The organism is Pseudomonas sp. FW305-25, from assembly GCF_017351415.1.
Taxonomy (GTDB): Bacteria; Pseudomonadota; Gammaproteobacteria; order Pseudomonadales; family Pseudomonadaceae; genus Aquipseudomonas; species Aquipseudomonas chlororaphis.
In genome coordinates, this window is record NZ_JACNDE010000049.1 from 31,945 (window position 1) to 43,025 (window position 11,081).

12 protein-coding genes are annotated in these 11,081 nt (G+C 67.6%); 3 read left to right on the forward strand and 9 right to left on the reverse strand.

What is annotated here, in order from left to right:
• Positions 1-652 precede the first annotated feature (652 nt).
• The 5 genes from gspD to gspG are packed head-to-tail and all read right to left on the reverse strand — an operon-like array spanning position 653 to position 6,266.
• On the reverse strand, positions 653-3,049 hold the full coding sequence (gspD, locus tag J4E58_RS29080; RefSeq protein ID WP_087091135.1) for a type II secretion system secretin GspD: 2,397 nt from the start codon (positions 3,047-3,049) through the stop codon (positions 653-655).
• Positions 3,046-3,612, reverse strand: a complete 567-nt coding sequence (gene gspM, locus J4E58_RS29085; protein ID WP_087091136.1) for a type II secretion system protein GspM — start codon at positions 3,610-3,612, stop codon at positions 3,046-3,048. Before gspM ends, gspD begins: the two co-directional genes overlap by 4 nt.
• Positions 3,605-4,798, reverse strand: coding sequence for a type II secretion system protein GspL (gene gspL, locus J4E58_RS29090; RefSeq protein WP_087091137.1), 1,194 nt, complete (start codon positions 4,796-4,798; stop codon positions 3,605-3,607). Before gspL ends, gspM begins: the two co-directional genes overlap by 8 nt.
• Positions 4,795-5,778, reverse strand: a complete 984-nt coding sequence (gene gspK / locus J4E58_RS29095) for a type II secretion system minor pseudopilin GspK (protein WP_087091138.1) — start codon at positions 5,776-5,778, stop codon at positions 4,795-4,797. Before gspK ends, gspL begins: the two co-directional genes overlap by 4 nt.
• 8 nt (positions 5,779-5,786) lie before the next feature.
• Positions 5,787-6,266: a type II secretion system major pseudopilin GspG gene (gene gspG / locus J4E58_RS29100; protein ID WP_016704695.1), complete on the reverse strand. Its 480-nt coding sequence runs from the start codon at positions 6,264-6,266 to the stop codon at positions 5,787-5,789.
• Between the two features lie 148 nt (positions 6,267-6,414).
• On the opposite strand from gspG, the gene gspI reads away from it, so the two are divergent.
• Complete coding sequence (gspI, locus tag J4E58_RS29105; RefSeq protein WP_087091139.1) at positions 6,415-6,843, forward strand: type II secretion system minor pseudopilin GspI; 429 nt, start codon at positions 6,415-6,417, stop codon at positions 6,841-6,843.
• 181 nt (positions 6,844-7,024) lie between these two features.
• On the opposite strand, the gene J4E58_RS29110 is transcribed toward gspI, so the two are convergent.
• Positions 7,025-7,456, reverse strand: coding sequence for a type II secretion system protein N (locus J4E58_RS29110; protein WP_007930664.1), 432 nt, complete (start codon positions 7,454-7,456; stop codon positions 7,025-7,027).
• A 107-nt stretch (positions 7,457-7,563) separates the two neighbouring features.
• On the opposite strand from J4E58_RS29110, the gene gspH reads away from it, so the two are divergent.
• Positions 7,564-8,025 carry a type II secretion system minor pseudopilin GspH gene (gene gspH / locus J4E58_RS29115; protein ID WP_085531027.1) on the forward strand — a complete coding sequence of 154 codons (462 nt, stop codon included), beginning with the start codon at positions 7,564-7,566 and terminating at the stop codon, positions 8,023-8,025.
• Positions 8,022-8,645: a type II secretion system protein J gene (locus J4E58_RS29120; RefSeq protein WP_087091141.1), complete on the forward strand. Its 624-nt coding sequence runs from the start codon at positions 8,022-8,024 to the stop codon at positions 8,643-8,645. Before gspH ends, J4E58_RS29120 begins: the two co-directional genes overlap by 4 nt.
• Before the next feature lie 300 nt (positions 8,646-8,945).
• Here J4E58_RS29120 and J4E58_RS29125 read toward each other — a convergent pair whose 3' ends face one another.
• From J4E58_RS29125 to J4E58_RS29135, 3 genes are all read right to left on the reverse strand, one after another.
• Positions 8,946-9,896 (reverse strand): FecR domain-containing protein, encoded by a 951-nt coding sequence (locus J4E58_RS29125; RefSeq protein ID WP_087091142.1) that lies wholly within the window; start codon positions 9,894-9,896, stop codon positions 8,946-8,948.
• A gap of 39 nt (positions 9,897-9,935) precedes the next feature.
• Positions 9,936-10,481 carry an RNA polymerase sigma factor gene (locus J4E58_RS29130; RefSeq protein ID WP_087091143.1) on the reverse strand — a complete coding sequence of 182 codons (546 nt, stop codon included), beginning with the start codon at positions 10,479-10,481 and terminating at the stop codon, positions 9,936-9,938.
• A partial coding sequence (locus J4E58_RS29135; RefSeq protein ID WP_259334418.1) for an STN domain-containing protein occupies positions 10,478-11,081 on the reverse strand: 604 nt, incomplete at its 5' end. The genes J4E58_RS29135 and J4E58_RS29130, both read right to left, overlap by 4 nt.

Consider the following 11,081-nt stretch of genomic DNA (forward strand, 5'->3'; position numbering starts at 1 on the left):
GCCGCCGCCCCAGGCCATCCATGGCCTGGGGCGGCTAACTCGGCATCCCTGCCGAGTTGCCCACTGCGCAGAACCTCCACTCGGCCTCCCGACGGGGCAAGAAAATCAAAAACAACGCGAGGCGACCTGCCGGCCGGCCTGTCTGAGAACACGTTCCCTGTAGCCGCTGCCGCAGGCTGCGATCGGCTGCGAAGCAGACGCAAAACCATGCGCCTCGATCTGCCTGATACATCGCGTCGTCTGGTTTGGCGTGCGCTGCGCGCCCGATCGCAGCCTTCGGCAGCGGCTACAAGAAGCGCGTACAACGCGCTTGGCTTTGGCTTTAGCTGTGGCTTTTGATCTTGCCCTTGATCCACCCGCCCCTTTCCCAGAGGCCGAACGCAGGCGTTGCGCAGGGGGTAGCGCGGCAGGGATGCCGCGCTAGCCGCCCCAGGCCATGGATGGCCTGTGGCGGCGGGCCCCCGGAGCAATGCCGGAGTGAGGGCATGCCGAGCCTTAGCGAGGCACCGAATGGAGGGGCAAGACTTTTTGGTTACTTTTGGGGCGTTTGCCAAAAGTGACCCGCCGTAAGGGCGGAACCATAAGTCGCCGTTACCGCAGCAACGGATATGTACCCCGTCAGACACCCGGCGCATAAACGCAACAGGCGAACTCATTGCACCGGCACCGCTTTGATCCTCGCCCTCGGCGCTGGCGCTGGCACCGACACCGGCACAACCCCCGGCACCCCCTGCTCCGCCGTCGGCAATTGCGGCGCCTGCATGTCCGGCATGGCCCAGCTGCGGTCCGGCTGCAGGCCGCCCTGGGCGCGGCGCATGAAGTCGTAGCGGTTGAGGGTGATGCTGCGCCCCGCGGCGCTGTCGCGAATGATGTAGGGCCGCAGGAACACCATCAGGTTGGTCTTGTTGGTCGAGCGGCTTTCGTTGCGAAACAGCGCGCCAATCCCGGGGATAGTCGACAGCCATGGCACCGCGTTGTTGCTCTGGCTGTAGCCGTCCTGCAGCAGGCCGCCGAGGACCATGATCTGGCCGTCGTCGAGCAGGATGCTGGTGTCGATCGCGCGCTTGTTGGTCACGGTACCAGCCTGCACCGAGGCGCGCTGGTCGACGCTGCTGACCTCCTGATAGATGTCGAGCTTGACCGTGCCGCCCTCGGAAATCTGTGGCCGCACATTCAGCTTCAGGCCGACTTCCTCGCGCTGCACGGTCTGGAACGGGTTGTTGCTGTTGCCGCCACCGCCGGTGACGTAGCTGCCGGTGACGAAGGGAATGGTCTGGCCGACGAAGATGCTCGCCGCTTCGTTGTCCAGGGTCAGCAGGTTCGGGGTCGACAGCACGTTGTTCCCGCCCTTGCTCTTCAGGGCCCGGGCCAGCACCTTGAGGTCGAGGATCTTGCCGATCCCGGGGATGTCCACGGTGCCGTTGACCAGGCCGACGTTGAGGCCCTGGGGCAGCACGTCGATGCTGGTCTTGCCGTTGAGGTTGAGGCCGCTGCCGCCAAGGTTGGCGCCGCCGATGACGCCGCTGCCCCCCAGGTTGCCGGTCTGCCACTGCACGCCGAATTCGGCGGCGTCGTCTTCGTTGACTTCGACGATCAGGCTTTCGATCACCACCTGGGCGCGACGCTGGTCGAGCATGTCGATGACTTCGCGCAGGTTGCGGTACAGCGGTTCCGGCGCGGAAATCAGCAAGGTGTTGGTGGTGGCATCGGCCTGGATGGTCACGCCGCCGGCGCTGAAGGCAGTGTTCTGGTCGGAGGCCTGGGTGCCGCCCTGGCTGCTGCTGGAACTGCCGCCCTGGGCATAACCGTTGCCGGAGCTGCCGCCGCCGAGGCTGGAGCTGCCACTGGTGGAGCTGGTGCTGCCGCTCTGGCCGCTGCTGGAACTGCCGCCCTGGCTCATGCCGCCCATGCTGCCGAGCATGGCCCGCGCGTTGTCGCCGGTGCCGCTGTCGCTCTCGCCGGTGAGCAGGCCGCGCAGGGCCTGGGCCAGCTTGCCGGCCTGGGCGTTGCGCAGGTACACCACGTGCAGGTTGCTCGGGTTGCTCTGGGCGTTGTCCAGCTTGTAGATCAGGTTGCGCGCCAGCTCGGTGCGCTCGGGGCTGCCGGTGCGGATGATGATCGAGTTGGAACGCGGGTCGCCGACCACGCTGACCTTCTGGGTCGGGTCGGCGCCCTGGGTTTCCAGCAGCTCGGAGACCATGCCGGCGATGTCCACGGCGATGCCGTTCTGCACCGGCACCACATCGGTGTCCAGGGCGCTGGGAATGTCGATGCCTTCGATGATCTGCGCCACCCGGGTGAGGTTCTCGGCGTAGTCGGTGATGACGATGCTGTTGTTCCCCGGATAGGCGTTGATCGGGTTGTTCGGCGACACGATCGGGCGCAGCACCGGGATCAGGTTCACCGCGTTTTCGTATTGCAGGCGGAAGGTGCGGGTCAGCATGCCGTTGGCCGACGGCTTGCCAGCGTTGTAGATCGGCCCGCCGAGCAGCTTGGCGTCGGCTTCCGGCACCACCTGGGCCACGCCGCCGACATCCACCACGCTGAAACCCTGCATGCGCAGGGCCGCCAGCAGCATGTCGTAGGCCTGGTGGGCCGGCACTTCGCCTTCGCTGACCAGGGTCAGGTTGCCCTTGACCCGCGGGTCCACCAGGAACTGCTGGCCGGTGGAACGCGCCAGCGCCCGGACCACGGCCTGGATATCGACATCGACGAAATTCAGGCGCACCGGCTGATCGCCCAGGGGATTGCGCACCACCGTGCTGCTGGCGGCGGGAGCACCGGGGGCGCGTCCCGCACGGCTGATCGGATGCTGGAATTTGGGACGCTGGGTCTGTTGCGCCTGGGCCCGCTCCCGCTCGGCCACCACATCGCCGCCACTGCGATTGGTCTCGCCCAGGGGCCGCCCCAGTTCGCTGTCCACCAGCAACGGTGGCTGTGGCTCCTTGCTGTTACTGCACGCCGCCAGTGCCAGGGCCAGCGGCCCCAGCAGGAGCAAGGGCAACGCCTTGCGCGATTGGCGGGCGTAAAAAGAACCTGACCACTTCATGAAGCTTCCTTAGCGCCAAGCGCCTGATCCATGCGAACGGTTCCGGACAGTTTGCCTGCCGTGCCATCGATGTCGGCCGGCCCCGCGCGTTGCAGGCGGGCCTCCACCACTTCCAGGGAAAACTGCCGGGGATTGCCCAGCAGCCAACCGACCACGGCATCCGCCGGGGCCTCTTGAAAACTCAAGTGCCAGGCCTGGGGCTCGCCCTCGCCCGCCAGCTGCAACTGGTACAGCCCCTGCAGGCCGGCGGCATCCAGGGTCTGGCGCAAGGACTGCTCCAGGCTCTGCCCCGGCTCGCCGCCACGGGGCCCGCCGGCCTGGTGCAGCACCAGCTCCAGGGCTTCGGACTGGGAGCGCAGCTTGGGAATCTCGGCCTGCCAGTAATCGATCTTGTTCAGGGCCGGCTCGATCAGCACCAGCCACACCAGCAAGCCGCCCAGCAGCGCCGCCGCGCCGGCCAGCAGGCGTTTCTCGCGCAGGGCCAGGCCGTTCCAGTACAGCTGTGCCTGGGCGGCCTGACGCTGCCAGCGTTGCTGGTAACGGCTGAGGTTCAGCTTATTCATCCTCGTCTTCCTCGCTGTCGTCGGCTTCCATCGGCACCGCGCCGGTCGCCGTGCCTGTGGCGGCGCGCAGGGTCCAGCCCTGGTCGCCGGGGCTGGCTTCAAGCCCGGCCTGGGTCAGCAGGCCCTGCCAGCCGCTGTCGGGCGCAGGGACACGGGTGTCGCTGAGCAGGCTCAGCTGCAATTCGCCGTTCTGATAGTTCAACCGCTCGACCCCGCCGATCACGAAAGGCATGGCATTGCTGGCCTGCAGCACCAGGCTGTTGAAGCTGTGCGGAGCGTCGCCGCTGGCCCCGCTCTGCCGCGCCGCCAGTTGCTGACGCGCCTGTTGCAGGGGGTTGAGGATCACCGGCAATTCCGGGAACACCTGCTGCACCCGTTGGCTCATCTGCGCCTTGAGCTGCTGGCCCTGGGCCGCCTGGCGCGCGGCGTACAGGTTCAGGCCCAGGGTCCAGACCACCAGCGCCACCGCGCACAGCGCCGCGGCACGGCCCCAGCCCTGCTGGCGAGCGCTGTTGTCCTGCACCCCGCCGTGCAGGCCCCAGTCGGGTGCCTGGCCGGTCCAGCGGCAGCTGTCCGGCAGTTGCTCCAGGGCCGCTGGCGGGGCCGCCTCGCCTATCCATTGCAGCCCGGCGCCGTTGGCCAGCAACGCCTGCAAGGCGTCTTCGGGTAGCGGTTGCACACTGCCCTGCCGCGGGCTGTGGCGCAGCAACAGGTGCTGGTCTTGCAGGCAGGCGGTCAACTGGCCCGCCGTCGGCACCGGCAAGGCATAGGGCGCCGGGTACAGGCCGCGCAGTTTCAGGCCGGCCTGCTCCAGCACCTGGCCGAGCCGCGCTAGCGCCTCGCGCGGCAACCAGCTGATGTGCACCTGGCCGTCGCCGTCGCGCGGGCTGTGGGCCACGTACAGGCTGTCGCTGTGGCCGAGAATCAGCGCCTGGGCGGCACAGGCCACCGCCGCGCTGACCTTGGCCGGCGTCAGGGCCGGCAGCTCGATACTCGCCAGCAGGCTGTCCTCGGGGTGCAGGAAACACTCCAGCGCCGGCGCCTTGGGCATCTGCCCCAGTTGCATCAGGCTGGCTTCGCCGGCTTCCTTGACCTGGCCTTCTTTAACCTGGAGCCGGGCAAAGCTCACCCGGCTCTCGGCCGTCAGTGTGTGCAAGGGCGGCAGGCTGACGCGCAAGCGGCTCATACGCCCACCCGCGACCAGATCACTCGGGGCATGTTGTCTTCGCTGCGGTGCAGCAAGGCCAGTAGCTTGACCCGTCGCCGCTCGCCACGAGCCTGGCCTTGCAGGCGGAACCATTCGCTGGTGATACCGACCCGCACCGCGTCCGCCGGTACCTGCGGCATGCGCAGGCGGTTGATGAAGTCACCCTGGTTGATGAACCACTGGCCGCTGTCGCGCTCGGCGATCAGTGCCTTGGCCCGAGGCAGCGCCAGCCCCGGCACGGTCGCGGCGAGCACTTCGGCGCTGGCGGTGTTGCCGTTAACCCAGGTATTGGCCGGCAGGATGGTGACAAAGGGTTGCAGGCGCGCCAGCAGCTTTTCGTCGACGCCGTTCACCCCCAGCAAGTCGTCGAGACTGCGTAGCATCGGTTGCTTGGCCAGCAGCGGTTTGCGCGCAGCCTCGGGCGAAGTGTCGCGACCGCTCTGGAAACCGTTATTGACCGGCGCCGCCGTGCCTTCCGGGCTCAACTGCCGTGGGTAGGAAGCGATCACCCGCTGGCTGATGCGCTGGCCCAGGGTCGCGCTGACCCCGAGCAGCTCGCACAGGCGCTGGAAATTCTCTATCTGCAACGGGTCGAGGCGGTCGTTGGCCAGCAGGTTGCGCAGGTTGAACTTGCTCTGCTCATCCTCCAGCCGCCCCTCGAACGGCCCGGCGCCCGGCCCCAGGGCCGCGAGCTGGATCGGCCGCGCCCAGTTCTGGTCGAGGCGGGTCAGCACGTCGCGCTGGCGGTCTTCCCACAGGCGCTGGCGGCTGACCTCCATGCCGCCCTGCAACTGCCAGCTGCCCTGGACCCGTAGCTGCTCGCTTTCCAGCCCGCGGGTGAACAGGGTCTGGCGGGTCAGCATGCCGCCGGCGATCACCGCCACCACGGCGGCGATCAACAAGGCGCTGATAATGGCCATGCCACGCTGTTTCGCCGCTGTCGGCGAACGGGCTGTCATGGCGGCGCTTACAACTGCCAGGAGCCGATATCGGCATTCACGCCGTCACCGTCTGGCTGGCCGTCGGCCCCCAGGGAGAACACATCCACTTCGCCGTTGGCCCCCGGGTTCAGGTAATGGTAAGGACGGCCCCAGGGGTCGTTGGGCAGGCGTTCCAGGTAGGAGCGCCAGTTGCTGTTCTTGGCATCCGCCGGGCGTTCCACCAGCACTTTCAGGCCCTGGTTCATGCTCGGGTAGGTACCGTGGTCGAGGCGATAGAGCTTGAGGGCCTGCATCAGCCCGCCGATGTCCTGCTTGGCCGCGGTGGCCCGGGCCTGGTCCGGACGGTCGAGTACCTTGGGCACCACCATCGCGGCGAGGATCCCGAGAATGACCACCACCACCATGATCTCGATCAGGGTGAAACCGCCCTGTCCGCGTGGGCGGCGGGGCTGGAGGCGGGGCTGAAGATGAGGCTGGGGGTGTGACGTGAAGCGCACGACATCCATCTCGACGTTCCTTGGCTTGATTTCGATTCGTCGGGCAGTGTTACAAGAAAATATGTCAGTGATATTGACGTTGCTCGGGAGCGTCCGTAGCCAATCGGTCAAATTTGCCATGTAGCCTGCAAGCCTCCATTTGCGCCACGAGACGTCCATGCCGCGGCCCCGCCAGCCACTACTCAAACGACCCGCCGGACCGCCAGCCGCTAAACAGCGGGGGTTCACCCTGATCGAGGTGCTGGTGGCGCTGGCGATCATCGCCGTGGCCATGTCGGCGGCGATCCGCGTGGCCGGCTTGATGACCCAGAGCAATGGCTTGCTGCGGGATAGATCCATCGCCCTGCTGGCGGCCCAGTCGCGCCTGGCGGAGTTGCGCCTGGAAGGCCGCCTGCCACCCGGGACCAAGAACATCGAATGCGACCAGGGCCGGCTCAAGCTGCGTTGCGAACAGAACATCGCGCCCAGCCCCGATCCACGGCTGTCCCGGGTCAGCGTGCGGGTCCTCGACCGCAGCCGCGAGGCCCCGCCCCTGGCGCGCCTGGACACCCTGGTCGCGCGGACACCGAAAAACCCCAATCGTTAAGGAATAACCTTGTAGGAGCGAGCTTGCTCGCGATGGACGTTAACGATAATGCGTGTTGAGTGGATGAACGCGGCGTTCTCGGGTCCATCGCGAGCAAGCTCGCTCCTACAGGGGGCTTCGCTAGGCATGGCCTGCGTAGCACCGAAGGCTCCAGCATGCAGCCGCTTGTCGTACAGAACCATCACTGCCGGGTCAGCACCGGCAACGCCGGACTTTCCGGCAACTTGCTGACATCCAGCCGCGAGCGCTCGCCGCCGCGCTCGATCACCACCCCGTCGCCCTCGATGGCCACCAGTTGCACGCCCTGGGCCAGGCGCTCGCCCACCAGGAAGCTGCGCGGCGGCGCATCGTTGAGACTGAGGATCGCCACCGCGCCGCGGGGGCTGGCCATCAGCCCGGTGACCTTGATGTCCAGCGCCAGCGGCTGGTTGGAAAACCACTGCTGCGCCGGGCTCTGGGCCTGGGCGGCCAAGGCTTGCGGCGGCGCCTGCGGGGTGCGCGACTCGGCGGGGGTCAGCAGCAGCGACGACCAGGTCGCCACCCCGGCCACGATCGCCAGCAGGGCCACGGACTGCACCAGCTGCGGCGGGGAAAATCGATGGACGAATGCCATGGCAAGGACCTCCTGTTTGTCCGTCTTCGCAGCCTAGCGCGCAATGGTCACGTTTTTATTTCACATTCGCCGGGCAGGATGAAAACCGACGCACAGGAGCGCGCCCCATGACCCCATCCCGACAACAGGGCTTCACCCTGATCGAGCTGATGGTGGTGCTGGTGATCATCGGGATCGCCAGCGCCGCCATCAGCCTGAGCATCCGCCCCGACCCGCTGCAGGGCCTGCGCAAGGATGCCGAGCGCCTGGCGCAGTTGCTCCAGGTGGCCCAGGCCGAGGCGCGCGTGGATGGCCGGCCCATCAGCTGGCGGGCGGATGCCAAGGGTTTCGCCTTCAGCCGGCCCAGCGACGACGGCCGCGGCCTCGATCAGTTCAAGGACGACCCGCAACTGCGCCCGCGGCCCTGGGAAAGCCCGACGATCAAAGTGCGCATCGAGCCCGGCCCGCGGCTGGTGCTCAACGCCGAATGGATAGACGCGCCGCTGCAGGTGCAACTGTCCGACGGCCGGCACAGTCTGACGGTGCAACGCACTGCCACAGGCCAGGTCCGGGTGGTGGCACAGCCATGAGGGCGCGGACCAACCAGCGCCAAGGCGGCTTTACCCTGATCGAGGTGATGGTGGCGATCCTGCTGATGGCGGTGGTCAGCGTGATCGCCTGGCGCGGGCTGGACAGCGTCAGCCGGGCCGACAGCCATTTGCAGGCCAGCAGCGCGCAGACCGAGGAACTGCTGCGCACCCTGCACCAGCTGGAACGGGACGTGGCGCTGCGGGCCAGTGTCGAACTGATGGAGCCGGTGCCGGCCGGGGCCGATGCCGAAGCCGTCGATGTGCCGGCGGCCCTCACCGTGCGCAGCGCCGACAGCGGCACCTTCCGCCTGGATGTGATCCGCAGTTCGGCGACGCCCGGCGAGGGCCTGCAACGGGTGCGCTGGTGGCTCAAGGGCGACACCCTGTACCGCGCGGCGGCGCCGGCCCGCGATCGTTATCCGCTGCCCGCGCCGAAAAACGGCGTGGCGGTGCTGGAGCATGTCAGCGACTTGCAACTGCGGGTCTGGGATCGGGACAAGGGCTGGCGCCAGCTCAGCGGCAACCGCAAGGAAAACCCGCCAGGCCTGGAGATCCGCCTGGTGCGGCAGACGCCCCAGGGCGAAGAGCGTTATCGCCAGGTGCTGGGGCCGTTGGAATGATTGCCGCGTCGAGCTGGACGCCGCACCTGTAGCCGCTGCCGAGCCCGCGAGGCTGCGAACGAGGTGGGCGGCATTCCGACGAAGTCCTCGCCAAACCTGAGCACGCGGTTTTCCAGGAAAACTGGATTGCCCGGTTTACGACCGCTGCGCGGTCGATCGCAGCCTCGCTGCGCTCGGCAGCGGCTACAGAAACTCGCGCCCCCTCGAAATGGAGGCTTGCCCGCGATCCAGGCCACGCGGGTTGTCTGCACGGATGCTATCGCGAGCAAGCTTCGCTCCTACAGATCCAGGTGCCAGGTCTCAGCTCAACAACACCACGCCGCCCGGCAATTCGGTGCACTTGGCGCCGTAGGCGTCGCGGATCAACAGGGCCACGCCGGCCAGCTGGTTGAGGTTGAAACGCGCCTGCACCTTGCGCTTGCCCAGCTCGGCGTTGAGCAGCACCAGCATGCCCGGACGGTAGCGGTTGATCTCGTCGATCACCGTGTTGAGGGTGGCGTTGTCGAACACCAGCACCTGCTCGCGCCAGGCGATCACCGCCGTCGGGTCCACCGCCGTCGGCTCGCCGACCTGGCGGCTGTCGTAGGTCAGCTGGCGACCGCTGTCCAGGCGGATCAGCCGGCCCGCGACCTCGACCTGCAGCGCGCCATCGATGCAGGTCACGCAGACGCTGTGGTTGGTATTGCGCACATTGAAGCGTGCCTGGGAGGCGCTCAGCCAGCCGTTGCCTGCCTGGACTCGCACCGGCAGCGCACTTTGGCTCAACACCTCGACCTCGCCTTCGAGCAGTTCGATGCCCTGCCCGCCGTCGGCCAGTTCGCGCCGGCTGATGCGGGTCTGGGTGTTGAGTTCCAGGCTCAGCCCGTCCTCCAGTTCGACCCGGCGCTGCTCGCCGACCTCGGTGCGGTAGTCGGCGCCCAGCCCGGCAAAACCGCCGGGCACCGAGACCCGCACCGCCACCAGGGCCACCGAGGCCGCCAGCGCCCCACCGAGAAAGGCCCGGCGGCCGAAGCGCCGCGGCTGGGCCTGTTGCTGGCAGTGTTCGGCGGCCGGCTTCAGGCTGTGCCACAGCAACTTGGCCTGCTCGAAGGCCTCGGCATGCTGCGGGCTCTGCGCGCACCACTGCTGCAAGGCCCGGGCGTCGGCCGCGGTGGCCCGCCCCGAGGTCAGCAGGAGCAGCCAGTCCTGGGCCTCGTTGCGCAGCCGGTGGTCCGGTGTCGCCCGAGAAGTGGAGATACTAAAGATGTTCAAGCGTGCGGGTACTCACGGATTAATCGGGGCCTTTAGTGACTAGGACGGTTTTCCGGCGCCGGGACCGAACCGCTGAATCACTTTTCTTTCAAGACGCGAGGCGCAGTGGCCCAGGGCCGCCTTGATTTCCTTCTCGACCATCCGTGTCGAAATGCCGAAGCGCTGGGAGATTTCCAGGTGCGGCGCCTCCTCCAGGCGTGCAGCGATAAAGATCTTGCGGCGGCGCGCCGGCAGTTCGTAGAGCGCCTTGAGCAGCGACTGGATTTCCTTCTGCCCGCCCACCACCCGCGACGGGTCCAGGGCCTCGTCGCTGATCTGCAGCAGTTCCTCGACCTCGCTGCCGGTGAGCAGCCGGGCATCGGCCTCGCGGCGGTCGGCGGCGATGTTCAGGGCCATGCGATACAGGTAGGCATTGGGCTGGGCGAGGTTCGGCGGCTCTTCCATGCGGTCGACCCGCAGGTAGGTTTCGTGCAGCACATCGTTGGCCAGATCCTCCGAGCCCAGGCGCCGGCGCAGACGCACCTTGAAGTCGTCGTAGGAGGTCAGGAACAACCTGACCATCGCACTGTGCCCGGTATTCTTCATGCCCCGGAGGCTCCCTGGCGTTGTCTGCAATCCATGCGTTTTCCTGCGCTGTCGGGTATCAGAAGCAAGGTCACTGGCTGGCGCAGCGAACTTGGCGCGGGTCGTTCGACCCAGGTTTCACTGAGGCTCTGCACCAGTGCCTCGTCGCGCCGCAGATCGCCGGTGGTGGTGACCAGGCGGCTGTGCTCGATATGCCCGCCGCGGTCGATCCACAGTTGCAGCACCGCGCGATAGCGCCCCGGCCGGGTCAGTTCCGAACGGCACAGGCCGGCCTCCACCGCGCGTTGCAGCGCACTGGCGAAACTGTCGCTGGCCCAGGCCCCGGCACTGCCGCCCGCCCCCTTGGGGGCAGGTGCATCGCTGAGCTGGGCGACTTGCAAGGTAAAGGCATCGGAACGGGCGTAACGGGCCATCAAACCACTTCCTGTCAGCAGGCGACTCAGGGCGTCCCGGGCGCTGTAGCGCCCCTGGACCCGTACCGAGCGACGCCCTCGGGTCAGCTCGCGGTCCACCAGCACCGCCATCCCGGTCGAGCGGCTGAACAGTTCAAGCGCTTCGGCCAGGTCTTGCGCAGCGATGTCCAGGTCCAGCAGCCGGTGC

Excerpts from the sequence above, each read along its gene's own strand:
- gspD (WP_087091135.1), bottom strand. The coding sequence starts at position 3,049 with ATGAAGTGGTCAGGTTCTTTTTACGCCCGCCAATCGCGCAAGGCGTTG.
- gspM (WP_087091136.1), bottom strand. The coding sequence starts at position 3,612 with ATGAATAAGCTGAACCTCAGCCGTTACCAGCAACGCTGGCAGCGTCAG.
- gspL (WP_087091137.1), bottom strand. The coding sequence starts at position 4,798 with ATGAGCCGCTTGCGCGTCAGCCTGCCGCCCTTGCACACACTGACGGCC.
- gspK (WP_087091138.1), bottom strand. The coding sequence starts at position 5,778 with ATGACAGCCCGTTCGCCGACAGCGGCGAAACAGCGTGGCATGGCCATT.
- gspG (WP_016704695.1), bottom strand. The coding sequence starts at position 6,266 with ATGGATGTCGTGCGCTTCACGTCACACCCCCAGCCTCATCTTCAGCCC.
- gspI (WP_087091139.1), top strand. The coding sequence starts at position 6,415 with ATGCCGCGGCCCCGCCAGCCACTACTCAAACGACCCGCCGGACCGCCA.
- J4E58_RS29110 (WP_007930664.1), bottom strand. The coding sequence starts at position 7,456 with ATGGCATTCGTCCATCGATTTTCCCCGCCGCAGCTGGTGCAGTCCGTG.
- gspH (WP_085531027.1), top strand. The coding sequence starts at position 7,564 with ATGACCCCATCCCGACAACAGGGCTTCACCCTGATCGAGCTGATGGTG.
- J4E58_RS29120 (WP_087091141.1), top strand. The coding sequence starts at position 8,022 with ATGAGGGCGCGGACCAACCAGCGCCAAGGCGGCTTTACCCTGATCGAG.
- J4E58_RS29130 (WP_087091143.1), bottom strand. The coding sequence starts at position 10,481 with ATGAAGAATACCGGGCACAGTGCGATGGTCAGGTTGTTCCTGACCTCC.